The organism is Komagataeibacter europaeus (genome assembly GCF_002173515.1).
GTDB lineage: Bacteria > Pseudomonadota > Alphaproteobacteria > Acetobacterales > Acetobacteraceae > Komagataeibacter > Komagataeibacter europaeus.
On sequence record NZ_CP021467.1, the window covers coordinates 1992315 to 2019014 of the forward strand.

Sequence of the window (26700 nt, forward strand, 5' to 3'; positions counted from 1 at the left end):
CGGTCCTGACTGCCTGACATAGCCGGACAGACGGCCCGGTGCCCAAGTAGCTCAGTTGGTAGAGCATGCGACTGAAAATCGCAGTGTCGGTGGTTCGATCCCGCCCTTGGGCACCATTTGATTTCCTGAAAAAACAGTCAGTCATGTAATTCAAGCCATCGGGTTTGGCTGATTTGGCGTGTCATCAGCCCTGCAGGCAGGGCATGTTTCCGCTCAAAGCGCACTTCAGAAGTCCGACCGGTCAAATCCCACGGATCAATGAAGACGTTCTTGATGAAGCTTTTTTCAAAAAGTTTCAGAAGAATACCGCCTTTCTGAAAAAAGGCGGCATCCAGAAACTTTTACTGTTTTTCTGTCTGTAGCCTCTTTCAGGCGGATTGCGGGCGGTCCGTGGCCTCGAACAGCAGCGGCGCGCCCTGGGCCGTGGGGGCAAGCTGGCCTTCCCACATGGCGACATTCCCACGAATGATTGTACCGACAGGACGTCCCGTCAGTTCGCGACCGACAAACGGCGACCAACCACATTTGGAGGCCAGCCATTCCTGCTGCACCGTCCAGCGCGCGGCCAGGTCAACCACCGAGAAGTCGGCATCATACCCCACAGCAATGCGCCCCTTGCGCACCAGCCCGAACAGACGCTGCGGCCCGGCCGATGTCATATCCACCACCCGGCGCAGCGACAGGCGGCCATGCGCCACATGGTCCAGCATGAGCGGCAGCAGCGTCTGCACGCCGGGCATGCCAGAAGGGGTTTCCGGATAGCTGCGCTGCTTGGCTTCCAGCGTATGGGGGGCGTGGTCGGAACCAATGATGTCGGGCACGCCCTGCCCCATCCAGTACCACAAGCCATCACGCCATTTGCGGCCACGGATGGGCGGGTTCATCTGCGCCAGCGTTCCCAGTTCGGCATAGGCTTCCTCACCCGCCAGCGTCAGGTGCTGGGGCGTGACCTCGCAACTGGCGATATCCTTGTGACCAGACAGGAATTCCAGTTCCGCGGGCGTCGTGATGTGCAGCACATGGATGCGACGCCCCGTACGCCGCGCCAAGCGCACGATGCGCCGTGTCGCGCGCAGGGCCGTTTCCTCATCACGCCAGACAGGGTGACTGGACGGATCACCGGCCTTGCGTTCGGACAGGCGTTCATGCAGGCGCGTCTCGTCTTCGGCATGGATGGCGACACGGCGGCGGCCCGAACGCAGCACCCGTTCCAGCACCGCGTCATCGGACACCAGCAGGCTGCCTGTGGAAGACCCCATGAAAATCTTGATCCCCGCCGTGCCAGGCAACATTTCCAGTTCACCGCACCGGTCGGCATTGTCCGTGGTGGCGCCCACATAGAAGGCATGGTCGCACCACATGCGCCCGCGCGCGCGTTCCAGCTTGTCCAGAACGGCTTCGGGCCGGTCGGTGGCGGGCTTGGTATTGGGCATTTCGAACACGGCAGTCACGCCACCCATTACGGCGGCCATGCTGCCGGTCGCCAGGTCCTCCGCCCCGGTCAGGCCCGGTTCACGGAAATGGACCTGCGTATCGATCACGCCGGGCAGGATCGTCAGGCCGGTACAGTCAATGACGCGACCGGCATCCCCCTGCCCCCCGATCCGGGCAATCCGCCCGTCACGCACGTACACATCGGTCACGACGGTGGCATCTGGCAGGACAACGCTGCCATTTTTCAGACAAAGATCAAAAACGGGTAAGGTCATGGGACTATCCTGTGGCCATTGCCCGCAGGTCGGCGGCGCGGGCGGGAAATACGCGCCGGGCCACGCCTGTGCCCGCCACGTCCTGACCCGATGTATGGCACGCGCCCGGTAGCATGCAAACCATCCCCATAACGAAACACCCCGGCCCTTGCAGGCCGGGGTGTCACAGTCACACTGATGATATGACGGGAGAAGAGCGTCAGCTGGCGGAAGAGGCGGCGCGTTCTTCCTCCGCCTGCTTCAGGACGGCCTGCAGGCCGCCATCCCTGATCCATTCCTCCAGCTTCTGTGGCGCCATGGGGCGGGCGAACAGGTAGCCCTGCACCACATCACAGCCAAGCCGGCACAGCAGGTCAAGCTGGCGCACGGTCTCGACCCCTTCGGTCACTACCGTCATGCCCAGCCGTCCGCCAATCCCGATCACCGCCGTGGTCACGGCCTGTGCATTGGCGTCGTGTTCCAGATTCATGATGAAACTGCGGTCGATCTTGATTTCCGTCAGCGGCAGGCGCGTCAGCCGCGACAGGGACGAATACCCCGTGCCGAAATCATCCATCGACAGGGCGACGCCAAGATTACGGATGGCCTGCAGGACCATGTTCGTATCCTCGTTTTCCGTCATCATGACGCTTTCGGTAATTTCGACCGTCAGGCGATGCGGCTCCAGCTTGCTGTCACTCAGCAGGCGGGCGATGAAACCGGGCAGGTTGCGGTTACGGAAATGCCCCGCCGACAGATTGACCGCCACCGTCGGCACGTAAATGCCATGCGCATCCCATTCCAGGATCTGCTGCACCGCGCGTTCCAGCGACCATGTGCCAATGGCTTCGATCTGTCCGGTTTCCTCGGCCACGGCAATGAAGCGCGAGGGGTAGATGTTGCCCAGTGTCGGATGATTCCACCGCGACAGCGCTTCCACGCCATACAGCGTGTTGTTCCGCACATCGATCTGGGGCTGGTAATGCAGGTTGAGCAGGCCCTGCGCCAGTGATTCACGCAGCGCCGAACCCAGCAGCAGCCGGTCCTGCGCCGCCTTGTTGTCTTCCGAACGCGCAAGGTGGGTCATGCCCAGGCCCGAACGCTTGGCATGGCGCATCGCCTGTTCGGCATAGCTGAGCAGGGATTCCCCATCCGGCCCGTTTTCGGGGAACAGGCTGATACCGATGCCCAGGGTCGGCACGATCATGTTGCCGCCGATCTCGATCGGCTGCTTGACGCATTCATGCAGCCTGTCGGCAAATTTCAGCGCGTCTTCCTGGCTCGTATTCGGCACGATGATCAGGAATTCATTCGAACCGGAACGGCTGAGAATGTAATTGCTGCGTGAAATGCCCTTCAGCCGTTCGGAAACGGACTTCAGGAACCCATCGCCATTGATATGGCCCAGCGCATCATTGATATCGCGGAAGCGGTCGATATCGATCATGTACAATGCGAAGTGGTTGTCACCCGGCTGGCCAATCATGGACCGGATCACCTTATGCACCGCCGTACGGTTCAGGAAACCGGTCAGCGGGTCATAGTTCGACAGCTGCGAGATATGCCGGCGCGCCTCATGCTGTTCGATCAGCACGCCACAGAACGGCACGCAACTGCTGACGATATGGGATGGCCATTCGCTGCGGTTACGCTCGGAACGCGAATACAGCGCGAAAATGCCTATGATCCGCCCGTTGCGGGTACGGATGGCTGACGCCCAGCAATGGTGCAGCCCAAGCGAAATCCCGACGGAACGGTAGCTGTCCCATACAATGGTGGTCGCCTCACCCAGATCGTTGGCCAGGGCTGCGATATCCGCATCCGTCAGGCGCATTTCCTCCAGGGCTGCGGCAAGCCGGCGCGGCATGCCGGGACCGGACAGGATGCGCAGGCGGTTCTGCTCATCAAGCTGGATCAGCACGGCGACGGTGTTGGGAACCAGCACCTCCACCTCGCGGCAGACCATGTCGGCCACGTCCTGGATCTGGATTTCGCTGGAGAGGGAGCGGAAAACCGTGTTTTGCAGTTCCATCACCCGGCTGCGATGGCCCGCGCCGGTAATGCCATGCACCATCATCAGGCGATAGGTGCGCCCACCCTTCCCCAGCCGTGCCGCCGTCAGGCTTACCTCGGCGGAAATGTAATTCCCGCTGCGGTTTTCAAACGTGACCTCGCCCGCGACCGGTTCCAGCGCCGGTGTCTCCTCGGCGAACGACAGGCTGCCGTCGTTTCCGACCGATGCGGCCAGAAGTTCGCCCACAGGCCTGCCCACCAGCGTGCCGGGATCATATCCCCACAGCGTTTCCGCCGCCGGGTTGGCATACAGGATCATGTTCTGGTCATCGATTATGACCATCCCGTCACGGGCCTGATTCAGCAGTTCAAAGCTGATGTCCGGAATGGTCTCGACAGCTGGGGACGGCTTGGGGTTCTCGGTTTTCATGGTAATCCAAAATTATAAATGCCTGTTTCCAGGCAGGCACCAGGACGGATGGGCGGTCATGGACTGCCCGGGACCTATTTTTTCTGTTCGCCCTCATGCAGGACTTCACACGCCATGCCGGACACACGCGCCATGTCGGGCCCTTCCGCCCATTTCAGCAGGTCTTCGGGCGCCATGGGACGGGCGAACAGGTAACCCTGCACGACATCACAGTTCAGCCCCCGCAGCAGCTTGAGCTGCGCTTCCGTCTCGACCCCTTCGGTCACGACGGTCATGTTCAGGCGATTGCCGATCCCGATCACCGCCGTGGTCACGGCCTGCGCATTGGGATCGTGTTCAAGGTTCATGATGAAGCTGCGGTCGATCTTGATTTCCGTCAGCGGCAGGCGCGTCAGCCTTGAGAGCGACGAATAGCCCGTGCCGAAATCATCCATCGACAGCCCGACACCAAGGTTACGGATGGCGGCCAGCCCCTCCATCGTGTCCTCGTTTTCATCCATCATGACGCTTTCCGTGATTTCGACACACAGACGCTCAGGCGAGAGCTTGCGTTCCTTGAGGATACGCTCGATCAGCGCCGGCAGGCCCCGGTTGCGGAAATGTGCCGCCGACAGGTTGACCGAAACCGTGGGGACATGCAGCCCCTGACGTTCCCAGTCGATGATCTGGCGCGTCGCCTCTTCCAGCGACCATGTGCCGATCGTCTCGATCTGCCCGGTATCTTCCGCCACCGCGATGAAGCGGGAAGGATAGATATTGCCCAGAGTCGGATGCTTCCACCGCGACAGGGCTTCCACGCCATACAGCTTGCCCGTCTTGATATCGACCTGCGGCTGGTAATGCAGGTTGAGCATGCCCTTGGCCAGCGATTCACGCAGCGCCGAACCCAGCAGCAGCCGGTCCTGTGCCGCGCGGTTATCCGCCGTGCTGGAAACACAGAAGCCGCCGCGCGCTTCCTTCTTGCACCGGCGCATGGCGATTTCGGCATGACCCAGCAGGGATTCACCATCCGGCCCGTTTTCAGGAAAGACACTGATCCCGATGCCAAGCGACACGACCAGCAGGTTGCCCGCGATCTCGATGGGTTCCTGCATGGCCTTGATCAGGCCTTCGGCAAAGGCCGATGCCTTTTCCTCGTCACTGTCGGGCATGACGATGACGAACTCATCCCCGCCCGAACGGCTGAGGATATAGTTGCTGCGTGACATGCCCTTCAGCCGTTCGGCAATCGCCTTGAGGAAGGAATCGCCATTCTGGTGGCCAAGGGTGTCATTGATGTCGCGGAAGCGGTCCACGTCGATCATGAAGACCGCGAACTGATTGTCACCCGGCCGGTCGATCATCGACTTGATGACCTTGTGAATGGCGGTCCGGTTCAGGAACCCGGTCAGGGAATCATGGTTGGCAAGCTGGGAGATATGCTGCTGGGCCTCATAATTCTCGATCACGACGCTACAGAATGGCACGCAGCCGGTGACGATCTTCTGCGGCCAGTCGCTCAGCTTGTACTGATTGCGCGAATACAGCGCGAAAATACCCGAAATCCGCCCGTTGCGCGACTTGATGGCCGAAGCCCAGCAGTTATGCAGCCCCAGCGAGATCCCCAGCGAACGATAGCTGTCCCATACGATGCTGTTGGCTTCGGACAGGTCGTTGCCCAGGGCGGCAAGGTCCCCTTCGGTCAGGACCATGTTTTCAAGGGCCGCGGCATAACGACGCGGCAGGCCGGGACCGGACAGGATGCTCAGGCGGTTGTTTTCATCCAGCAGGATGATGGCGGACACCGTGTTGGGGACGAAGCTTTCCACTTCACGGCAGACGAGGTCGGCCACGTCCTCCACCTGCATGTCGTTGGAAATGGCCTGGAACACCGTATTCTGCAGGTCCAGCAGCTTGCGGCGGTGGCTTTCCTCCGTAACACCCTTCATGAAAGCCATGTAGTAGCGCTTCTTTTCCGGGCCCAGCAGCGCGGTCGAGATCGACATCTCGCCCGAAATGTAGTCCCCGGCCTTGTTCTCGAACGTGACTTCGCGCGAGGTGCCGACAATGCGGTTCACGCCCGTCTTGCGGTTCTTGTAGATATAGCTGTCATGATCGGCGCGATAGACCGAGGGGACAAGGCAGCTGACATTGCGGCCGATCACTTCTTCCTCGGTAAAACCCCACAGCTTTTCCGCCGCCGGGTTGAAGAACACGACCTCGTTACGCTCATTGATGATCACGACGCCGTCCGTTGCCTGCTCCAGTAGCTGGAGACTGACATCCGCTGTCATGTCCAGCTTGGTGGTAGGCTTGTGGTCATCGGTCATGGCAGGCGCTTCGTGGGGGTTCATTACTTTCTCACACTGTTTCATTGAGGATATTGTGGCGGATATCACGCTGCGGGATTGAAGGACGGGGCGCACGCCGCACGCATGGGCGTCGCGGCAAACGTCTGTGGCATGGTGGGGGCGCCGGGCGCCGGGGCGTGTGCCGCCATGGGGACATGGGCGGGACGGCCAAGCAGGTAGCCCTGCCCTTCGTCACATCCCTCGGATGAAAGCAGCGCAAGCTGGCCCGGCGTCTCGATCCCCTGTGCCAGGACCGAGACACGCAGCGCATGGCCCATGATCATGACGGAGCGAACCAGTTCGGTCATGACCGGGTCCGTACCCACCTGCTGCATGAGGGTGCGGTCGATCTTGATCTTGTCAAAGGGGAATTCGCGCAGCATGGACAGGACCGATTTCGGGCCACCGAACTCATCCAGCGCAAGCCTGACCCCAAGCGCATGCACCTTGCGGGCCATGGCCAGCGCACGCGGGCGGTCACGCTGTATCGTGGCCTCGGTAATCTCGATGACAAGGCGGTCCGCAGGCAGGCCACTGCGTGCCAGGGCAGCCTGCACCGTATCGGCAAAGCGCGGCAGCAAGAACTGCGACGCGGACATGTTGACCGCGACACGGATATTCCCGTCCCAGCCCGCCGCAATCTGGCATGCCTGGTCCAGCACCCATTCACCCAGTTCGATGATCAGGCCGTTTTCATAGGCAAGGTCGAGGATTTCCGCGGGGGGCACGCTGCCACGTACCGGATGGTCCCACCGCAGCAGGGCTTCATATCCCGAAACCGCGCCAGTCGCGACGACAGTCTGCACCTGGAAAAACAGCGAAAGCTGGTTGTTGGCCATGGCGGCACGCAGGTCATCACCCATCGCGCGGCGTTCGCGCACGTTCTGGTCCAGCGAACTTTCATAATACCAGATCGTATGCTGCAGGTCGGTCTTGGCGCGATACATGGCAAGGTCGGCGCGTGAAATCAGGGTTTCACTGTCGGTCGCGTCAACGGGATAGACCGCAACCCCGATGCTGCCGCCACTGGTGACCATGTAGTCATCAATGGGAATGGGCCGGTTCAGCGCCTGCTGGATACGGTTTACGAAATCATGCAGTTCCGCCTGATCCGACGTGCGGTGGATGGCGATGAATTCGTCACCCCCCAGACGGGCCACGAATTCACCCTGACCCAGCAGCGCGCTGAAACGTTCAGCCAACGTGGTCAGCACGACATCACCTGCGGCATGGCCCCGCGTATCGTTGATTTCCTTGAATTTGTTCAGGTCGATGCCGATAACCGCGAACTGTTCGCCCTTCTGGTCGGCCATTGCGACTTCCTGGTTCAGGCGTTCATTGAAGCTTATGCGGTTGGGCAGGCCGGTCAACGCATCGGACATGGCCATGCGGTGCAGTTCGTCATACGATTCCTGCCGCACGCTGCCATCAATGACAAAACAGGCGATACCGGCGACGATCGTCAGCATCGAACCGGCAATGACCGCAAAGCCGATAGCCTGGAACTGTTCACTGTCATGCAGCGCCTGCATATGCGGGTGCATGTTGATATGCATGGCCGCCATGCCGGTAAAATGCAGCCCAGCCACCGCACCCACCATGGCCAGCGTCATTTCGATCTCATGCCGCAGGCTGGCCGGGCGCAACGCCAGGCACAGGGCCGCGGCGGACAGGCCGATGCCGATCAGGACGGACACGATCGCCAGCGGCATGTTCCAGGCCACGGGCGCATCAATCTGGTACGCCGCCATGCCGATGTAATGCATGCTGGCGATACCAAGACCGAGTATGATCCCCCCCAGCATGCAGCCACCGCGTCCGTACAGCCTGACCGCCGCCATGACCGCAAAAGGCATGGCCACGAACATGGCCAGCAGGGACAGGAAGGTGAGCAGCGGGTCGAGATGCACGTCGGCACCGGCATGATAGGCCAGCATGGCCGCGAAATGCGTGCACCAGACAAAACTGGCGCCCGCCATGGCGGTCAGGAAACACCAGCCAACACGCTGCCTGCCACGCGTTTCGGACACACGGGCGACCAGTCGCATGGTAATCCACGCACCCAGTACACAAACGATCAATGCACCAGATAGCAGAAAGGGATTATAAACCCTAAGTTCATAGATATGGTTGTTCATTGATTCCATTTTTGAACGATCAATACCATCCAGCCATCATCAGATTTCGGGTAAAATCCGTCACCACATTGGGTAATACGAAAAACCAGGCAGTATCAAACGCCTACAACAGGGGCATTTAACAAAGTATGAGATATTTATTTTATGTATTTATTGTGATTAACCGGATGTTAGTAAAGATCCACAGAAAATGCAACAACAAATATCCCGCGGAAATCCTGTATCCGTCCGTGTGGGGTTCTACACCATGCGCGATAGAACACTACACCAATATTCATGAGGAAATAGCAGACAAACAGCAGATAAACATACGATAATAGGTTTAAATTCCTAAATTATACCTATCCTGAACGCTGTTTCAGTTTGTTACTGCCATAACTGCCAACGACAGCACCCCGTCAGATCCCGCATGCCACCATCAGGGCAGCATGCGTTGAAAAACCTGATCCCGGATACCCAGCAGATGATAAAAGCCCGCACCGGCATGAAAGCACGCCAGGCAGAACAGTAACCATGCATTCCAGTGATGTAATGATGAAAAAAACGAATGTGTTCCGCCCATCAATGCCGGAAAGGGCGAATTGATCGGAACACCAAATGCGATCACGGGCCGCCCCGTTGTCCAGCGCGCCATGTAACCGAACACGATTTCCCCGCCCAGCAGCAGATAAAGCAGGCGGTGTATGCTGCGCGCGACACGGTCCTGAAATGTTACAACAGGGAAACGGATTGCCCGTCCCCCTGTAAACGCCCATGCCATGCGGGTGATGAACACAGCCGCCAGCAGCACACCCAGGGACGTATGGGTCACCGCCAGAAACGCCCGCATGGGGGCGGTGCGGTCCATCAGGTGCCAGGCCACCTGTCCCACCACGAACTGCTCCACCACCAGTACGGCGGTAATCCAGTGCAGCCAGCGGGTTTCCCAGCTATACCGCCGGGGCATATGTGACGTGACGGATGAATATGCTGCCATACCGATCACCTAACCTGGCCTGGTAGCCACAGAAAAGACGTCAGGAGCCATGACGGGCGTATCAGTCAACGCCGGGAAGCATCGAACTGTCTTCCCCGCCGATATGCATGTTGGAATAGCTGCCATCGGTCATGCCGGGGGCTTCGCTGCTTGATGCGGTGCCGGGCATCATCATGGAACCTGTCATCTGGTCGGATTCCGCGCCATCATTATGGAACTGCGGAACGCCACCGCCCGAACCGGTTTCCGGCGCGCTGTAGTCGCCCGTTATTCCGGCCGATGCATCATTTGCTTCCGATTCACCGGGTGTATAGCTGCCAGCGCTGTTGCCGCCGGAATGGCTGCGTGCGTGCGCGACACCGCCATGACCGGCCGCCACCATCACCCCTACCGTCAGGGCCGCCAGACCCTTCCTTATGTAACCCGACATCCGGCTTTTCCTCCTGTTATGCGTCACGCAATCGGTCTGCATGGCGTTCAAGCTGTTTACATGGGGCATATGCCCCGCCGCGCCAATAGTATTGCGCATACGGCCTGATCGGGACATTTCTGCCACGCATATGACGCGCGTGTGCCATGTATCCTAAAACACGTGAACGGGCGTATGGTTGTCATGAAACGTAACGCCATACACGACCCGCCCATGGCGTTACCGACACATTGCCTGCTGGAGAATGAGAGATGACCACGCTCGCCACCCTTCCCCTGACCCAGATGACCGTCGTACCCGACCTGCTGGCGGCGCCGGTGGGCACCGTGATGCTTGCATCCGAGGTCTCACGCGATGACCAGAAGATCGTCATTCGCAGCCGCGTTGTCGCGAAGGGCGGGACAACGTCCGGCCTGATCATGATGACGGCGGCGGCCAAGGGCTATTTCGTGCCGGACGAAGCCTGCACCGCCTTCGTGCGCACGGCGCTGGATGTCACGGAAGTCATGCCACTGCTGCTGACAAAGATCGTCCCCGGCTTCCGCTACAAATACGACGCGGTCGTGCGGGGTGACGTGTGGCAGCTCAGGGATGAGGCCGGCGCGCAGTTCGCGGGCCTTGCAATCGGTTCCTCCGATGAGGAGGAAAGCAAGGTCTACGCCTATGCCCGGATCGAGGGGGGCCGGATTGGCGATATTGTCGCCGCAACCCGCGTGGCCTATCTGGGCCAGCTTGATTTCGGCGCGGGGAATGTCGGCCCCACCCTGGGCTGACGATATGTGCCCACCCGCCCGGTTTGCGGGCGGGTGGGGACCGGTCGGTTACGCCGCGCCGGGCTGGCTTTCCAGACTGGCGGAATTGGGCGTGCGCGGCAGGAAGAAGCGGATGAAACGCGCAAGGTTGGGCGCAAGCTTCGGCCGCAGCAGACGCGGGTCATAGCCCGAGAAACGGCGTTCGTTCTCGATCAGGCAGATGTCAATCATGTCGCGCAGCGGCACATCGACATTGGCGACATCCTTCGTGCCATTCACGGTGAAGTTGTTGTCCTGCTCGTGCCTGTTGCCTTCGGCGTCAAACGTCGTGACCATGCCCAGCCGTTCATACAGCAGGAACAGCCAGACCCCGATCACGCGCATCTCGAACCACGGGCGCTTCCACAGCGGCATGGTGGCGCGGTGCCACGCCAGCCAGTTGGCGAACAGCAGGATATGGCGGCATTCTTCCTGCATCACGGGTTCGAACGTGTCGATCAGCGCAGGCGGGAAGAAGGCGGATTTCTGCGCGATGGCAAACAGGCCAAATGCGAAGAAGCTGTCCACGCATTCCGAAAAACCCGTGACCAGATAGGCCCATTCCACGTCACGCGGTTCGATGTAGGGGGGCTCGGACGCCAGCGGAATGCCGTAGGCTTCCACCATCTTGGACAGGACTTCCTTGTGGCGGTTTTCCTCCCACGCGTTGCGTGACAGGGCGTCCTTCATGTCCGGGTCGTCAATCAGGCGGGCATAGGCTGCCATGCGCAGGCGGGCCTTGCCTTCGGTCTGGACGGCGATGTCCCAGATCGGCAGGGAGGTCACGCGTTCCAGCGTTTCCCGGTCCAGCTTTGGCCATTCGATGACCGACGGCTTGTAGGGATTGAAGGTATCGCGGAACATCTCCGCCACGGCCTGCTTGTGCTCCGCCGATCCGGGCGTGAGCGGTCCCGGCACCGGGCTGGACCAGTGGCGGGCATTGAAATCAGCCTTCGCCACGGCATCAGGGGTCGCGGCCCCCGGGTCACGGGCTTCGGGCAGAGTGGTGTAGATGTCGGAAAGTGATTTCGTCATGTCGGCTCGCTGCTCGGAACGGTGTCGCGTGGATACGCCGGCCGATGTGGCATTCATCCCAACAGCTGACACCCTGGTGGCTGCGGTCCATATCACACCAACCAGTAAGTGCAGAACTGTTATCTGGAATTTGCGGGGAATGCCGAAGCACCCCCCGCACAACGCGACAACAGCATTATGGACCCGCCAAGCGGTCCGCCTTGCCTTAAATCAATGCAGGTCAGAGATTTTGTCGATCACGCGCGTCACCAGCCCGTAATCGATCGCTTCGGAGGCGGACATCCAGTAATTGCGGTCCGTGTCCTTGCACACCTTTTCATAAGGCTGCCCGGTTTCGCGCGCGAAGAGGCGGTTCAGGCGTTCACGCATCTTGATGATCTCACGCGCCTCGATATCGATATCGGTCGCGGGACCACGCACGCCGCCCATGGGCTGGTGCAGCAGGAAACGCGTGTTGGGCAGGCAGTAGCGCCGTTCCCTGTTTCCCGCGGCAAAGATCAGCGCGCCGGCGGACGCGACCCAGCCGGTGCCGATCATGTTGATGGGCGCCACCGAATCGACAAAGCGGATCATGTCATGGATGGTGTCGCCACTTTCCACATGACCACCGGGGGAGTTCACGTAAACATCGATCGGCTTGTCCGACGCACCGGCCAGCGCCAGCAGGCGGCCGGTCACGTCACGGGCGATCTTGTCATTGATCGGACCGAACACCAGCACCTTGCGCTGGTCGAACAGGCGGCTTTCCAGTTCCCCGATGGGGGAGGACAGGGTGCGGTTCTTGTCGGGTTCCTCGGTTTCCGGGCCCTGGGGCTCGGGGATATCGGGATCCCTGGGATCTTCTTCATCCATGCGGATGCGGTGTTTCGGCTGCATGCCGTTCATCGGGTTCTCCCTATTCTCCGGGACTGTCCTGGTCATGCCCTTATCCTGCGCCGCCTTGCGTCCGGTGCCAAGTCCCGACCTGACAATCGGGCACAATGACCCGGCCGGTTATGGACCGGGTGCGCGATCCCCCTCGCTAAGATCGGCATTGCAGGCTAGTTTGCCCCGGTCATGTCGTGTGCAGGCCGAAAAAGGCCATGGGAGCTAAGATTGGGAAAGCGGGCACCATCGCCAAGTCCCGGAAGATTTTTTTTTCCGCCATCCAGACGCACCGCCACCGCGCGGGCCGCCCTGCTGGCGCTGTTTGCCACGGGCGTGGCGGGCTGCGCGCACCATCAGGACACGGTCGATTCCGTGTCGGACTGGTACCATAACTACCAGGGCGGCGTGATCGGCCAGCAGCGTCCCCCGCCGCCCGGTACGCACCAGCCCTATCCCAAGGTCGGGCTGGGACCGGACAGGACGCCCGAACTCCCCTCGCCTGAACTGCGCGAAGACATCACTGCGGACCTCGAGGCGCAGCGCGAACTCAACCAGCGCCAGGACGCGATCATGGGCACCATGCCCACGGCCGCCGACATTCCCCCCATTCCGTCGCATCCGTCGGGCAATGGCGGGGGACAGTCCGCCTCCCTCGCGGCGGCGGATGACGGCGCGCAGGCGGGACGGCAGGCGACTGGCGGCACCAGGGCGAAATCCGAACGCGGCATGTCCCATCAGGCCGAGCCCGTGCGGGATGCCCAGGGGCAACTGGTCATGCCGGAGGTAACGGAAGCGGTACCCGACACCCCCGAGGCGATCCCCGCCAACCTGCCCGCCATTGCCGACGGGCCGCCGGAACTGCCATCGGCAGGGGGGATCAGCCTGCCTGACAATGCCGCGCGTGACGGCATGGACCTGCCGACCTATCACCTCGCGACACCGGATGACGGGGATCAGGTGCGCTTCCTGCCCGGATCGGACCAGATCGAGGATGGCGAGGAAGACGTGGTCGGCAACGTGGTAAAACAGCGTGGCAACCGCTTTGTGATCGTGAATGGCTATGGCAATGCCGCCACCGCCACGTCGGAAGGGCAGACCGCGGCCCTCAACCTTGCCCTGCTGCGTACCCGCACCCTGACCAACATGCTGCGCGCCCGTGGCGTGCCAGCCAACCGCATCGTGGTACACGCCCATGCCTTTGGCAATGGTGCAAGAATTGCCATCGTGCGCTAGAGTGTGGCGCACACCCCCGACGGGTGGCCTGCCATTTCCCCAACCCGGCGCGCGGATTGCCGCGCGCCCGTAACAGAGCGTCCCATGACCGAAGAATTCCACCGTATCCGCCGTCTGCCGCCCTATGTCTTCGCTGAAGTCAACAAGGCCAAGGCCCAGGCCCGAGCGCGGGGGGAGGACATTATTGATCTGGGCATGGGCAATCCCGACACCCCCACCCCGCCCCATATCGTGCAGAAGCTGGTGGAAACGGTGGCCGACCCGCGCGCGCACCGTTATTCCGTCAGTCGCGGCATTCCGGGCCTGCGCCGGGCGCTGGCGGGATATTATGAACGCCGCTTCAACGTAAAGCTGGACCCCGAGACGGAAGTGATCGCGACCCTCGGGTCCAAGGAAGGGCTGGCCAACCTTGCCTCCGCCATCACCAGCCCGGGCGATACGATCCTGGTGCCCAACCCGTCCTATCCCATCCATCAGTTCGGCTTCATCATCGCCGGCGCGTCCGTGCGCTCCATTCCCGCGACGCCGGATGATGAAATGCTGGAAGCACTGGACCGCGCGGTGCGCCATTCCGTGCCAAAGCCCACGGCGCTGATTGTCAATTTTCCGTCAAATCCCACCGCATATCTCGCTGACCTCGATTTCTACCGCAAGCTGGTGGCGTTCGCGCGCAAGCATGAAATCTGGATCCTGTCGGACCTGGCGTATGCGGAAATCTATTTTGGTGACAAGGTTCCCCCCTCCATCCTCGAGGTGCCGGGGGCGAAGGACATCGCCGTCGAGTTCACGTCCCTGTCCAAGACCTATTCCATGGCGGGCTGGCGCATGGGCTTCGCCGCGGGCAACCCGAAGCTGATCGCGGCCCTGACCCGCATCAAGTCCTATCTGGATTATGGCGCGTTCACCCCCATTCAGGTCGCGGCGGTCGCGGCACTCAGCGGTCCGCAGGACTGCGTGGCCGAAATCCGCGACATCTACCGCAAGCGCCGCGACGTGCTGATCCAGGGACTGCAGACGGCGGGATGGGACGTACCTTCCCCCGAAGGGTCGATGTTCGCATGGGCGCCAATCCCCGGACGCTTCCGTGAACTGGGCAGCGTGGGCTTTTCCAAGCTGCTGCTAAAGGAAGCAGGTGTTGCGGTGGCCCCCGGCCTTGGCTTCGGGGAACATGGCGAGGGTTTCGTACGCATCGGACTGGTGGAAAACACCCAGCGCCTGCGTCAGGCCTGCCGCTCCATCCGCCATTTCATGACGGAACACGGCGGCACGGCCCCCACCACGCAGCAGGCCGCCCCGCTGCCTGACACACAGCCCGCCCATTCATGACTGCCCTTATCGGTTGACGGAAAACAGATGACTTCTTCCCCTTGCAGACCCGCCCCCAAACCGCCCCTGCGCATCGGCATTGCGGGGCTGGGTACGGTTGGTGCCGGCGTCGTAAAACTGCTGCGTGAAAACGCCGACCTGATCCATGCCCGCGCGGGCCGTGAACTGGTGGTGACCGCCGTAAGCGCGCGCGACCGCACGCGCGACCGTGGCGTGGACCTGAGCAATGTCGCCTGGTGTGACACGCCCGAGGAACTGGCCACCCACCCCGATGTGGACGTGGTGGCGGAACTGATTGGCGGGGCGGAAGGTCCGGCGCGCCTGACGGTGACCCGCGCGCTGGAAAACCGCCGCCCGGTGGTGACCGCCAACAAGGCGCTGATCGCCATTCACGGCGCCGAACTGGCCTGCACGGCGCAGGCGGCGGGCGTGCCGCTGATGTTCGAGGCGGCGGTGGCCGGTGGCATTCCCGCCATCAAGACCGTGCGTGAGGGGCTGGCGGCGGACCGGATCCTGAAGATCGGCGGCATCCTGAACGGCACATGCAACTACATCCTGACCGTCATGCATGAAACCGGGCGGGATTTTGCCGAAATCCTGGCCGATGCGCAGAAGCTGGGCTATGCCGAGGCCGATCCCTCGACTGACGTGGACGGCATTGATACCGCGCACAAGCTGGCAATCCTTGCCGGGCTGGCATTCGGGCGGCCCGTGGTGTTTGCCTCCGTCTATATCGAGGGCATCCGCCGCATTGGCGCGCTGGACCTGCAGTTCGCGCGCAAGATGGGTTACCGCATCAAGCTGCTTGGCATCGCGCGCCAGCATGAAAATGGTATCGAGGCCCGGGTCCATCCCTGCCTTGTCCCGCAGGATGCACCCATTGCGCAGGTCAACGGCGTATTCAACGCCGTGGTGGTGGAAGGGGCCTTTGTCGGCCGCCTGATGCTAGAAGGCCGGGGTGCGGGCGAAGGGCCGACGGCCACTGCCGTATGCGCCGACCTGATCGATATCGCCCGTGGCTCCGCCATGCCGGTATGGGGCTGCGCCGCCGACAGCCTGATGCAGGCCGTGGCCCTGCCTGCCAAATCGTTCATGGGCGAATACTACCTGCGCCTGAACGTGGAAGACCGCCCCGGCGTGATTGCCGACATCACGGCGGTGCTGCGCGACAACGGCGTATCGCTGCGCAGCATGCTCCAGCATGCCGACGCGCATGACGTCCGCCCCGATGGCACCCATGCCGTGCCACTGGTGCTGCTGACGCACAGGACCAACGAGGCAGCAATGCAGCATGCCCTGCACCATATTGCCGAACTGCCCGCCGTACTGGATGAGCCCGCGCTGATCCGTATCGAAGCGGCCTGAACACCGGGCGATGGATGGTCCAGGGCGGACCATTCATCCTGCCCTGCCCGCGCCGCATACCAACAAGGATCCGTTTTCATGTCCGCTGCCGACCTGCTTTCCCCCTTTCCCGCGTCCCCCGCGTCACAGGAGGCGGAGCAGACGCCAGCCGTGCTGGGGGTGACGCGCAGTGTCACGGGCCGCCGGTGGAACTGGCGCGAAGGCGGGCAGGCCAGCCATACCGACCGCATGGGGATGGCCATTGCACAGCAGACCGGGCTGCCGGAAATCGTCGGTCGCATGCTGGCCCTGCGCCACATTGCCCCCGAACGGGTTGCAACCTACCTGACCCCCACCCTGCGGGCGTTGATGCCCGACCCGTCCACCTTCACGGACATGGATGCCGCGGCCACCCGTCTGGCCACCGCCATCCGCAACGGGGAAACGGTGGGCCTGTTCGGGGATTATGATGTGGATGGCGCGTGTTCCACGGCACTTCTGACCGATTTCCTGCGCCGTCAGGGCTGCACGGTGCTGACCCATATTCCCGACCGCATGACGGAAGGCTACGGCCCGAACATCCCCGCAATCGAGGCCATGCAGGATCAGGGCGCCACCCTGATTGTCTGCCTGGACTGCGGCACGGCGGCGGTTGACGTGCTGGAACATGCAAGCGGGCGCGGTGACATCATCGTCCTTGATCACCATCAGGTACAGGGCGCCCTGCCGCGTGTGCTGGCCACGGTCAATCCGAACCGGCCTGACTGCCCGTCCGGCCTGCACGGCATCTGCGCGGCGGCGGTTACGTTCATGACCGTGGTGGCGACAGTCCGCATCCTGCGCCGTGAAGGTTGGTTCGAATCCCGTCCCGAACCGCAATTGATGGACAGCCTAGACCTCGTGGCGCTGGCGACCGTATGCGATGTCATGCCGTTAAGCGGCCTGAACCGCGCCTTTGTCGCGCAGGGGCTGAAGGTCATGGCGCGGCGGCAGCGCACGGGCATTGCGGCCCTGCTGGAGGCTGCGGGCGCGCGTGACCCGCTTTCGGCGTTTACATGCGGATTCGCACTTGGTCCCCGGATCAATGCAGGGGGGCGTATCGCGGATTCCGGTCTGGGGCTGCGCCTGTTGCTGTGCGAGGACGCGGCAGAAGCCCAGGCCCTGGCCGAGAAGCTGAATTCCGTCAACCATAACCGGCAGAGCGTCGAATCCGGCATCCTTGACCGCGCCATGGAACTGGCGGCGGCGCAACGCGCACAGGGGCATGCCGTACTGGTACTGAGCGGCCGGGACTGGCACCCCGGCGTGGTCGGGATCGTGGCCGGGCGGATCAAGGAAAAATTCAACCGTCCCGTGCTGGTTGGCGCGGAAATGGAAGATGGCAGCGTAAAAGGCTCCGCCCGGTCCGTCCCGGGACAGGACCTTGGCGGCGCCATTATCGCGGCACGGCAGGCGGGACTGCTGTCATCGGGCGGGGGGCACGCCATGGCGGCGGGATTCGGACTGCCGGCGGATGGCATCCCTGCCCTGCATGAATTCCTTGACCACCATCTGGCCACCGCAGCCAGCCTGCCCGACGCCGTGGACCTGACCATCGACGCCGTGGTGAATGTCGCGGCGGCTGATGTCGCCCTTGCAACCGACATGGACCGCCTGGCCCCCTTTGGGGCGGGCAATGACGAACCGCTGATCGCGCTGCCCCGCGTGCGCGTGGCCTATGCCGAACGGATCGGGCGGGAAGGCAATACCCTGCGCCTGACGCTGCAGGGTGAAGGCCGCGGCCCCCGGCTGAAGGCGCTGGTGTTCCGCGCCAATGAAAGCCCGCTGGCCCCCGTTCTGGAAGATCGGGACATGCCACCGCTGCATCTGGCGGGGTGGCTGCGTGCCGAAAGCTGGAATGGCCGGACATCCGCCACTTTTTTCATCCGTGACGTGGCAATCCCCGAATAATTTCAATATTTTTGAATCAGGGGGTTGACCCTACCCCCGTGTCGGGATACTTACCGCTCACGCCTTTAGTCCCGTTCGTCTAGAGGCCTAGGACACCGCCCTTTCACGGCGGCAACACGGGTTCGAATCCCGTACGGGACGCCAGTTACTTTACCGCAGTTTACTGCGGGTCTTGGCTGATTACAGGCACTTTCCAAGTTTCTGTATCTTTAATACGCAGAATGCTTTTGGCACTCTGTCATGCATGGGACTGGTACTTTTTACAGTATCGTCATGCACTGACTGAAAAGCTGTTTCAAAAAACTGCCGACAAAGCTTCGTGCAAAATGCAGAGAAATTTCTGCCAAGGCTTTTCCCGGAATGCTTCAGCACACGTTGCCTGGACGGTTCTATCTGAAAAGCCCGCCATTTCGACACCATGTAAATCATAAAGACGTTTTTATTGATCAACGCATTTCCGGACATTCCTTAAAATAAAGAAGCATCAGGAAACCTGCGCTACTTTCCTGTCACAGCCCTATTCCAGAAAATAAGCCGGATCAAGATCACGCCTGCACCGTTTTCACCCACAACACGACAGGTCATGAACGCGGCCGCGCAGACCTTTTTTCTCACATGTCTGTACTGCTGGAATCCATTTTTTTATTGCCCTGATTTATCCGATAACATTTTCTGCGGATCCGGTCGGGCGGTCTGCTCGATAGTACAGGTTTCGTCCTTGAGATTGACGCCACTGTAATTGCGCGTCCGCGCCGTCTTCAGCAACCATGCCAGCGCGTTTGCCGCAGCCATGGCGGATAACCCGCCATGACCGTGGATGTTGGAAATGCAGTTCCGTCCCGAATCCCGCATCCCTATCTGCGGATTCCATGTCATGTACAGGCTCATGCTTTCGGCGCAACGCAGGCCGGGACGCTCCCCGATCATCATCACCACGCATCGCGCGCCCAGACAGGTCGCGATTTCATCGCCCAACGCCACCCGTGCCCTGTGCGCCACAACCAGTGGAGCGATACGCCAGTCCGTCAGCAGGGGCATCATCGCCGCCAGTACCGCGGGGCCCTGCTGCTCTGCCGCAAGGGCCGATAGCCCATCGGCAATGGCGAACACGACATCATACTGCCCGTGCGGCAGGTTTTCGCGGCTTCTGTCGGATAACTGTCGCCCAAGGTCGGGACGCCTTACGTATTCCTCGCGGTCCCGGGCCCTGCTTTCAACCTCGATCGGGGGCTGTGACAGGTTCAGCCGACTGGTATCCAGCGTGGTGGAGACAGCATGACGCGCACGGACATGGGCGTACTGGAACTCCCGCACGGCCGCGCCGGAAATCGTGTCGCCAGCACGGGGCAGGCCGATCCGCGCCGAGGTCCGCGCCTGCAGCCCCTGCCAGGAAACAGGACGATCATCAGTCATGACAGGGTATCATCCCGGAAAGAATGCTGGGGGAATTGACGCGTATCCGACCCTTTGCATCAACCAGTTCACGCGCGATCAGCCATTCTTCGAATTCCGGCGCCGCCCGCACGCCAAACAGCGAACGCAGTGTCTGGATATCGTGGTAGGACAGGCTCTGGTAATTCAGCATGATGTCATCGCTGCCGGGCACGGCAATAAGGAAGTTGATGCCGGCGGTGCATAACAGCATCATCAGGTTGTCCATGTCATCCTGATCCGCCTCGGCATGATTGGTGTAACAGACGTCACATCCCATCGGCAGGCCCATGAGCTTCCCGCAGAAATGGTCTTCCAGCCCCGCACGAATGATCTGCCTGCCATCATACAGATATTCCGGGCCAATGAAGCCGACCACCGTATTGACCAGCAGTGGCGAGAAAGCCCGCGCCACGGCATAGGCCCGTACCTCCGCCGTCTGCTGGTCCATGCCATGATGGGCATTGGCCGACAGGGCTGACCCCTGCCCCGTTTCGAAATACATGGTATTCGTGCCGGCCGTCCCCCGTCCCAGCGACTGGCTGGCCATATGGGCTTCGGACAGGACCGACAGGGAAATGCCGAAACCGGCATTCGCTTCCTCCGTGCCGGATATGGACTGGAACACCAGGTCCACCGGCGCATTGCGTTCCATAAGCTGGAGGGTATTGGTCACATGCGTCAGCAGGCAGGTCTGTATGGGAATGTCATGGCGCACCCGCACATCTTCAAGCATATGCAGGATATCACTGGCATTGGCCATGTTGTCCGATGCCGGGTTTATGCCCACCACGGCATCCCCCACCCCCAGCAGCAGCCCGTCCAGCATGGACGCGGCAATACCCGGCAGGCTGTCCACCGGGTGATTGGGCTGCAGGCGCGAACCCATGCGCCCCGGCAGGCCCTGCGTGTTGCGAAAGGCCGTGCGGACCGTGATCTTGCGCGCCACCGCCACCAGATCCTGATTACGCATGAGCTTGCTGACCGCCGCGACCATTTCCGCCGTCAGCCCGGGCGCGAGCGCCGCAAGGGTCGTCCCATCGGTTTCATGGTCCAGCAGCCAGTCACGCAGATCCCCCACCGTCATATGCGCGACGGGGGCGAAGGCGGCGGCATCGTGGCTGTCGATAATCAGCCGCGTGACTTCATCCGTCTCGTAGGGGACCGGGACCTCGTTCAGGAAGGTCCGGAGCGGAATGTTCGCCAGCGCCTCACGCGCGCCGATACGCTGCAGGGGATCAGGGGCTGCAACGCCTGCCAGTTCGTCACCGCTGCGATAGGGTGAGGCATAGGCAAGCACCTGTTTCAGAGAGGAAAAGCAGAATTTCTCCCCCCCCAGAAAAGCATGATATGACACGGTACAATAGCCTTCCCAGCGAGAGGTAATTTATCCATGGCTGAATTATAAACGTTTGTTTTCAAATATCTTGACCGACAGGCACAAAGACTTGACCTGCCTCCGCACGGGTGTGTGCCTAGCGGTCGCCACCTGAATGCCGGGATGCGCGGTACAGGCGTGGCGAAACCCCGGTCCATTTGCGGAATGCGCGGCTGAAGGCGCTGATTTCCGAATATCCCAGCAGTAACGCGATCTCGCCAATCGGCATGGTGGGACGGGCAAGATATTCGCGGGCCAGTTCCTGCCGGGTCCGTTCCACCAGGGCGGAAAACGTAACGCCCATCCCATCCAGACGCCGTTGCAGGGTCCAGCGCGGCATGCGCAGCGTTTCCGCCACATGTGACAGGGCGGGCACGCCCTGACCCATCGAATACCGGATTTCGGTACGGATGCGCGATAGCAGCGGATCAACGGCAGGCTCCGCCGCCCGGCCCGCAGCCGCGGGCGACAGCGATGTCAGGCTGCACCGCAGGACATCAAGCAGCCGCACATTTCCCTGCGGCATGATGCAGCCCGTTTCCGCCCTGTCAAACACGACCGCATTGACGCCCATGCCAAAATGCACCGGCGCGCCAAAGGCATCATCGTATTCACCCGCCGAGGCGATGCGGCGATGTTCAAGCCAGATGGCCCGTGGCGCCCAGTGCTGCCCCAGAACATGGCGGAATATGTTGCAGAACATGCCCATGGTCAGTTCCGCATCCTGCTCGCGCCCGATGATGCCACCCGTCACGATCCGGTATTCCAGCCGCGCGCAGCCATCGTCCTGATGGACAAGGCGGGTGATGGTGCCGCTCTGGTGATAGGGAAATAGTTCGGCCACATTTTCCACCGCGTTCCCCAGCGTAGGGGACGCCATGGCGATGAAACCGATCAGGCCCAGCATGTCCGGGGTGAAATGCCGTCCATAGGACAGGCCCACCCCTGCATGTCCGCTCTGCCGGGTGGTTTCCTCAAACAGAAGGCAGTATCCGGCAAGGTCGAGCGACGCCGTCTGGGAAAGGCTCTGGTCAAGTCGCAGCCCGGCGGACAGGGCCACGCGATCAGGATCGCAACCCTGTTCACGGATGAACTGGCACACCCCCGTGGCCGCAGCGGCAAGCACATGTGGCTGTCTGATCGTGCTGTCTGTTGGGCTGGGCATATCGCCAGGCAGCATCTTCCCTTCCCTACATCCTGAAGCGACCGCAAGTTTTCATGTTTTGGCGATCCGGAACAAGCCTAAACGTCGTGATGCCAAAATTATGTAGTCTCCTGTCAAGCTCTCCCCATCCATTCCCGTTACGCTGCGGCGCCAGCGATCGCCGTGCGCCCGTGGTGCCGCACGCGGAAGCATCAAGGAGAACAAGGCCGCATGCCCCGTTTCATCCGCCCTGGCCGACGCCGTTTCGGGGTCATGGAACCCAACATCACTCCATGGCGACGCAGCGTCTGTGGTGACCGGACATCCCTGCTTGATTTCGGGGTCACGGACCGGCGATGGCAGGCCGAACGGCCGGATACCATGCACTATCCGGCACAGACGGATGCCGCGTGTCACCTTGCCCCGCCACAGGTGCCCCACCAGCAGCATCCTCGCGTGCAGGAAACCGGACAGCGTCCCACCCGTCCCCTGCCCTGTCGTCACACGCGAAAAAACAGGCTGCATGCGAACATGGGCATGGTGGGTTACGCCGGCTATGCGCCGGTCCGTCTGGACGTTCCCCCACCGGCCAGCGTGACCCATGACGGGAAGCTTGCCACATCGGATCACTGGTATGGCCTGCGCCTGGCATGCGATGGCCATCCGCATTTCCTTGCCAGACTGGCTGGCCACATGGAAACGAGACGGCCAAGCCGCAGTAACCCGCGCCCTGGCGGCGCGCCGTCCATTACCCATCTGTCAAAAGGGCACGAAGCGTGACGAAACCCCTTACCCGTCGTCAGCTTGCCACTGTGGCAGGACTGTCATCCCTGGTGCCCGGCCTGCTGGCGGCCGGGGCGCATGCAACCGATGATACCGCATCCCTCCCGCTATTGCCGCCCCTGAAATGGGCACCGACGACACGCCGGGCGATCGAGGCGGTCATCCGTGCCCATGGACGTGCCGGGGAGGATGTCACGACCCGGCCCTATGCCGTATTTGACTGGGACAATACCTGTATTTTTGGTGACTGCGCGGAAACGCTGTTCCGTTTCATGATCGACAACCTGTGCTTCATGGTTACCCCACAACAGTTTGGCGCCTTTCTGCAGCGCGGACTAGGGCATGGTCCGCTTGCCGCGACATGCCGCACCGTTTCGGGGCAACGGGTCAACCCGCATGCGCTTGCCGTCGATCTGGTGGCCGATTACACGGCGCTGGTACGGTCCTACGGGCTGCGCCCCCTGCGCGACAGCGGCTTCACGCTCCGCACGGCCACCGATCCCATCATGTCCGGTTTCCGGGCCAAGCTGTATTTCGCCTATGACGCGATGACGGCCAGTTCCGGCGCAGACCATGCCTATCGCTGGATCATATGGATGCTGAACGGTCATACGCCCGACAGCCTGCGCCAGCTTGTACAGGCTTCCAACACCTGGCATCTGGGACAGGCCATTACATCCGTCACATGGCAGACCCCGCCACAGCGACCGGGACAGGCGGGGTGCATCAGCCACACCTTCATGCAATGCCTGCGCCTGACGCCGGAGATTGCCACGCTGCACGCCTGCCTGCGCGCGCAGGGGATTGATGTCTATGTCTGTTCAGCGTCCTTCGTGGACATCGTGCGCGTTTTCGCGACTGATCCCCGGTACGGATACAACCTGCCTGCTGAAAACGTAATGGGCGTGCGGATGCGCCCGAACGGTGATGCATCCTATCCCGGTGACAGGGACGTGCCCCACTGGCCCCTGACCTACCGCCAGGGCAAGGTTACGGCCATCCGTCAGGCACTGGTCAGGCAGAAGGGACACGGTCCCCTGATGGTCTTTGGTGATAGCGACGGGGACGTGGACATGCTGCGCGGCTTTGCCGATACCGCGCTGGCGGTCATCATCAACCGCTGCCTGTCCGGCCCGATTGGCGCACTGTCCCGACGCGCGGCACAGGAATACCCGGTACGACAACCCCGGTTCGTACTGCAGGGACGTAATGAGAATACCGGCGAATGGCGTCCTGATCCCGCCACCATCCGTTACGGCAGCACCACGCCACGCCTGCTGGCCTGACACAAACACGACGGATGAACCTGTCCCACGCGCGGGACAGGTTCGTGGGCCGCAGCGACATGCCAAGCATATGTCAGGCTGGCCTTGTACATGATCCGGGGATGATTGATGATCTGCTGTCCGTGCGTGCCGTAACGCACCCCGGCCGAGGTCACATCCGGATCATAGGTTGCATGATTCCCGCTTATGGAATTGTAAATGGACAGCCCAAAGCACATGACCCGAAACAGGAATTATTGTTTTTACTTTTATGTTTTGTTAACCATAAAATCTGTTCTTGCGATTTATTTATTTTTATGATTTCCGGAACAGAAACGAACCGAAATGGCCAGACAGTCAGAAACCGAAAAATCCCCGGCTGATACGTCCCTATCCCGCGACCGGTTCACTCGCACCTGCGTTCCATTTCCCCAATGCATTTCCATTCATGCATGTGAAAGAATATATAATATTCGCTACAATATAATAATTTATATGCTGATCTGAATTCACCTGACAAGAAATACTGTTGACATCCGTGCATGGGAATGCCGCAGGCGCGGAATTCCGCATGGATACGTGTTTTATAATATATCTGCCCCGTCACCAGACTTGAACGCCAAATCATGACTGATTATGGAAAATAATACAGTCATATTCATGCAGCCAGACCCCATGCAACACCAGCAGGCGTCTCCGGCGCAGTGCCTTCCGGTCAGGGCAATCCCGTCAGGTGCCGGATAACCTGCGGCTGAACAGATAAACCGCAAGGCCCGCAGCCATGAACACAACATAGACACCGAAAATGGCCAGATGGCTGACAGCCATGCCCACCAGCGCGCACAATGCGGCAACAAAGGCAAACCCCGGCACGACAGGATAACCGGGCACGGACCATGGCCGCACCCGATCTGGCTGGCTGCGGCGCAACCGGAACAGGCTGGCCATGGCGAACAGGTACATGGTCAGCGCACCGAATACCGATATGGTAACGATATTGGCGGTCAGCGGTTGGCCGCCGATGGTAACATACCGGTCACCGTAAATGGCCATCATCCCCACGACCCCGCCGGCCAGTGTCGCGGCCCACGGCGTTCCGAACCGGGGGTGCAGTCGTCCCAGCACCGCAGGCAGGTAGCCTTCCCGCGCCATGGCATAGATCTGGCGCGAATATCCCATGATGATCCCATGGAAAGACGCCACAAGACCGAACAGCCCAAGCCATACCAGCATATGGACATAACCACTGCGGGGACCGACCACGGCCAGCATGGCCTGTGGCAGCGGGTCGTTCAGGTTGGCCAGGGCTTTCCAGTCACCCACGCCCCCCGCAAGAATCATGATGCCGAATGCCAGAACCATCAGGGTAATGATTCCGGCGATATAGGCCACGGGAATGGTCCGGTGCGGGCTGCGCGCTTCTTCCGCTGTCATGGCCACTCCTTCAATCGCAAGGAAAAACCATATGGCGAAGGGAACAGCCGCAAGAATGCCACCCACGGCATGCAGGCTGAACGTATCGGACCCGGCCCAGCCATCATGGACGAAATTCGCCCATGAAAAACCGGGCATCACCACAACCATGAAGACCAGAAGTTCGACAATGGCGGCTATGGTAATGACCAGTTCGAATGTGGCCGCAATATTCACCCCGAATATATTAAGCGCCATGAACACCACATAGGCCCCCGTCGCGGCGGCCGATGCACTGACATGGGGATATTGCACATGCAGGTAGGCCCCGATCGCCAGCGCGATGGCCGGGGGCGCAAATACGAATTCCATGATCGAGGCAAAGCCCGTAAGGAACGCCGGCACGGGCCCGAAAGCCGCCAGCACATACGCAAATGGGCCGCCTGCCTTCGGTATGGAAGTGGTCAGTTCGGTATAGGAAAAAATCAGCGCCGCATACATCAGCGCAACCATGAACGTGGTGACAAGGAAGCCCAGCGTGCCTGCCGCGGCCCAGCCATAGCTCCACCCGAAATATTCCCCCGAAATCACCAGCCCTACGGCAATGCCCCATAGGTGAAAGACCCCGAACCGGCGCTGGAGTACAGGCGCGGGGCTGCGTGCATCATGCCGTGGCGTGAGGGAAGTGGTGGCAGTCACGATGGGTCGGGTCATTGTCCACAACAGAATTTATGA

At 61.2% G+C, this 26700-nt stretch carries 20 protein-coding genes and 2 tRNA genes; 10 read left to right on the forward strand and 12 right to left on the reverse strand.

Going from position 1 to position 26700, the window contains the following annotated elements:
- Positions 1–40 precede the first annotated feature (40 nt).
- Positions 41–116 (forward strand) — tRNA-Phe (locus tag S101446_RS09200).
- A gap of 252 nt (positions 117–368) precedes the next feature.
- Here the strand turns inward: S101446_RS09200 and S101446_RS09205 are convergent.
- The 6 genes from S101446_RS09205 to S101446_RS09230 form a co-directional block, all read right to left on the reverse strand.
- Positions 369–1709 carry a dihydroorotase gene (locus S101446_RS09205; RefSeq protein ID WP_087608213.1) on the reverse strand — a complete coding sequence of 447 codons (1341 nt, stop codon included), beginning with the start codon at positions 1707–1709 and terminating at the stop codon, positions 369–371.
- A gap of 199 nt (positions 1710–1908) precedes the next feature.
- A complete protein-coding gene (locus tag S101446_RS09210) occupies positions 1909–4131 on the reverse strand; it encodes a sensor domain-containing protein (RefSeq protein ID WP_019090875.1) in 2223 nt (740 codons plus the stop codon).
- Positions 4132–4205: 74 nt separating this feature from the next.
- The gene (locus S101446_RS09215) at positions 4206–6440 is read right to left on the reverse strand and encodes an EAL domain-containing protein (RefSeq protein WP_019085020.1); all 2235 of its coding nucleotides are present in this window, start codon (positions 6438–6440) and stop codon (positions 4206–4208) included.
- A gap of 65 nt (positions 6441–6505) precedes the next feature.
- Positions 6506–8509, reverse strand: coding sequence for a putative bifunctional diguanylate cyclase/phosphodiesterase (locus tag S101446_RS09220; protein WP_244184136.1), 2004 nt, complete (start codon positions 8507–8509; stop codon positions 6506–6508).
- A 508-nt stretch (positions 8510–9017) separates the two neighbouring features.
- On the reverse strand, positions 9018–9575 hold the full coding sequence (locus tag S101446_RS09225; RefSeq protein ID WP_010508106.1) for a cytochrome b: 558 nt from the start codon (positions 9573–9575) through the stop codon (positions 9018–9020).
- A gap of 61 nt (positions 9576–9636) precedes the next feature.
- The gene (locus tag S101446_RS09230) at positions 9637–10005 is read right to left on the reverse strand and encodes a hypothetical protein (protein WP_010508105.1); all 369 of its coding nucleotides are present in this window, start codon (positions 10003–10005) and stop codon (positions 9637–9639) included.
- Between the two features lie 251 nt (positions 10006–10256).
- Here S101446_RS09230 and S101446_RS09235 point away from each other — a divergent pair, with 251 nt between their 5' ends.
- Positions 10257–10778 carry a hypothetical protein gene (locus S101446_RS09235; protein WP_048851508.1) on the forward strand — a complete coding sequence of 174 codons (522 nt, stop codon included), beginning with the start codon at positions 10257–10259 and terminating at the stop codon, positions 10776–10778.
- A 48-nt stretch (positions 10779–10826) separates the two neighbouring features.
- Here S101446_RS09235 and S101446_RS09240 read toward each other — a convergent pair whose 3' ends face one another.
- Together S101446_RS09240 and S101446_RS09245 are read right to left on the reverse strand one after the other, a co-directional pair.
- The gene (locus tag S101446_RS09240) at positions 10827–11831 is read right to left on the reverse strand and encodes a ferritin-like domain-containing protein (protein WP_026018481.1); all 1005 of its coding nucleotides are present in this window, start codon (positions 11829–11831) and stop codon (positions 10827–10829) included.
- A 210-nt stretch (positions 11832–12041) separates the two neighbouring features.
- Positions 12042–12716, reverse strand: a complete 675-nt coding sequence (locus S101446_RS09245; RefSeq protein WP_010508101.1) for an ATP-dependent Clp protease proteolytic subunit — start codon at positions 12714–12716, stop codon at positions 12042–12044.
- Between the two features lie 210 nt (positions 12717–12926).
- Between S101446_RS09245 and S101446_RS09250 the strand changes: the two genes are divergently transcribed.
- The 5 genes from S101446_RS09250 (at position 12927) to S101446_RS09270 (ending at position 18695) form a co-directional block, all read left to right on the forward strand.
- Positions 12927–13931, forward strand: coding sequence for an OmpA family protein (locus S101446_RS09250; protein ID WP_087608215.1), 1005 nt, complete (start codon positions 12927–12929; stop codon positions 13929–13931).
- A gap of 84 nt (positions 13932–14015) precedes the next feature.
- Positions 14016–15257 (forward strand): LL-diaminopimelate aminotransferase, encoded by a 1242-nt coding sequence (locus tag S101446_RS09255; RefSeq protein ID WP_010508099.1) that lies wholly within the window; start codon positions 14016–14018, stop codon positions 15255–15257.
- Between the two features lie 27 nt (positions 15258–15284).
- Entirely contained in the window at positions 15285–16622 is a 1338-nt protein-coding gene (locus S101446_RS09260; RefSeq protein ID WP_019085025.1) for a homoserine dehydrogenase, read from the forward strand.
- A gap of 78 nt (positions 16623–16700) precedes the next feature.
- Entirely contained in the window at positions 16701–18551 is a 1851-nt protein-coding gene (recJ, locus tag S101446_RS09265; protein ID WP_087608216.1) for a single-stranded-DNA-specific exonuclease RecJ, read from the forward strand.
- A gap of 68 nt (positions 18552–18619) precedes the next feature.
- Positions 18620–18695, forward strand: a tRNA-Glu gene (locus tag S101446_RS09270).
- Between the two features lie 498 nt (positions 18696–19193).
- Here the strand turns inward: S101446_RS09270 and eutC are convergent.
- The 3 genes from eutC to qhpR form a co-directional block, all read right to left on the reverse strand.
- On the reverse strand, positions 19194–19964 hold the full coding sequence (eutC, locus tag S101446_RS09275) for an ethanolamine ammonia-lyase subunit EutC (protein WP_087608217.1): 771 nt from the start codon (positions 19962–19964) through the stop codon (positions 19194–19196).
- Positions 19957–21339 (reverse strand): ethanolamine ammonia-lyase subunit EutB, encoded by a 1383-nt coding sequence (locus S101446_RS09280; protein ID WP_087608218.1) that lies wholly within the window; start codon positions 21337–21339, stop codon positions 19957–19959. Before S101446_RS09280 ends, eutC begins: the two co-directional genes overlap by 8 nt.
- 118 nt (positions 21340–21457) lie before the next feature.
- Positions 21458–22540 carry an AraC-like transcriptional regulator QhpR gene (gene qhpR, locus S101446_RS09285; RefSeq protein ID WP_087608219.1) on the reverse strand — a complete coding sequence of 361 codons (1083 nt, stop codon included), beginning with the start codon at positions 22538–22540 and terminating at the stop codon, positions 21458–21460.
- Between the two features lie 195 nt (positions 22541–22735).
- Between qhpR and S101446_RS09290 the strand changes: the two genes are divergently transcribed.
- The 3 genes from S101446_RS09290 to S101446_RS17720 are packed head-to-tail and all read left to right on the forward strand — an operon-like array spanning position 22736 to position 24935.
- Complete coding sequence (locus S101446_RS09290; RefSeq protein ID WP_208620504.1) at positions 22736–23284, forward strand: phosphocholine-specific phospholipase C; 549 nt, start codon at positions 22736–22738, stop codon at positions 23282–23284.
- Positions 23281–24573, forward strand: a complete 1293-nt coding sequence (locus tag S101446_RS09295) for a haloacid dehalogenase-like hydrolase (RefSeq protein WP_087608220.1) — start codon at positions 23281–23283, stop codon at positions 24571–24573. Before S101446_RS09290 ends, S101446_RS09295 begins: the two co-directional genes overlap by 4 nt.
- A 44-nt stretch (positions 24574–24617) precedes the next feature.
- A complete protein-coding gene (locus S101446_RS17720) occupies positions 24618–24935 on the forward strand; it encodes a hypothetical protein (RefSeq protein WP_157684843.1) in 318 nt (105 codons plus the stop codon).
- A gap of 346 nt (positions 24936–25281) precedes the next feature.
- Here the strand turns inward: S101446_RS17720 and eat are convergent, their stop codons facing one another.
- Positions 25282–26679 carry an ethanolamine permease gene (gene eat, locus S101446_RS09305; protein ID WP_208620505.1) on the reverse strand — a complete coding sequence of 466 codons (1398 nt, stop codon included), beginning with the start codon at positions 26677–26679 and terminating at the stop codon, positions 25282–25284.
- Between the last annotated feature and the right edge of the window lie 21 nt (positions 26680–26700).

Coding starts and splice junctions, on each gene's coding strand:
- S101446_RS09205 (WP_087608213.1), bottom strand. CDS start 1,709: ATGACCTTACCCGTTTTTGATCTTTGTCTGAAAAATGGCAGCGTTGTC.
- S101446_RS09210 (WP_019090875.1), bottom strand. CDS start 4,131: ATGAAAACCGAGAACCCCAAGCCGTCCCCAGCTGTCGAGACCATTCCG.
- S101446_RS09215 (WP_019085020.1), bottom strand. CDS start 6,440: ATGACCGATGACCACAAGCCTACCACCAAGCTGGACATGACAGCGGAT.
- S101446_RS09220 (WP_244184136.1), bottom strand. CDS start 8,509: ATGCGACTGGTCGCCCGTGTGTCCGAAACGCGTGGCAGGCAGCGTGTT.
- S101446_RS09225 (WP_010508106.1), bottom strand. CDS start 9,575: ATGGCAGCATATTCATCCGTCACGTCACATATGCCCCGGCGGTATAGC.
- S101446_RS09230 (WP_010508105.1), bottom strand. CDS start 10,005: ATGTCGGGTTACATAAGGAAGGGTCTGGCGGCCCTGACGGTAGGGGTG.
- S101446_RS09235 (WP_048851508.1), top strand. CDS start 10,257: ATGACCACGCTCGCCACCCTTCCCCTGACCCAGATGACCGTCGTACCC.
- S101446_RS09240 (WP_026018481.1), bottom strand. CDS start 11,831: ATGACGAAATCACTTTCCGACATCTACACCACTCTGCCCGAAGCCCGT.
- S101446_RS09245 (WP_010508101.1), bottom strand. CDS start 12,716: ATGAACGGCATGCAGCCGAAACACCGCATCCGCATGGATGAAGAAGAT.
- S101446_RS09255 (WP_010508099.1), top strand. CDS start 14,016: ATGACCGAAGAATTCCACCGTATCCGCCGTCTGCCGCCCTATGTCTTC.
- S101446_RS09260 (WP_019085025.1), top strand. CDS start 15,285: ATGACTTCTTCCCCTTGCAGACCCGCCCCCAAACCGCCCCTGCGCATC.
- recJ (WP_087608216.1), top strand. CDS start 16,701: ATGTCCGCTGCCGACCTGCTTTCCCCCTTTCCCGCGTCCCCCGCGTCA.
- eutC (WP_087608217.1), bottom strand. CDS start 19,964: ATGACTGATGATCGTCCTGTTTCCTGGCAGGGGCTGCAGGCGCGGACC.
- qhpR (WP_087608219.1), bottom strand. CDS start 22,540: ATGCTGCCTGGCGATATGCCCAGCCCAACAGACAGCACGATCAGACAG.
- S101446_RS09290 (WP_208620504.1), top strand. CDS start 22,736: ATGCCCCGTTTCATCCGCCCTGGCCGACGCCGTTTCGGGGTCATGGAA.
- eat (WP_208620505.1), bottom strand. CDS start 26,679: ATGACCCGACCCATCGTGACTGCCACCACTTCCCTCACGCCACGGCAT.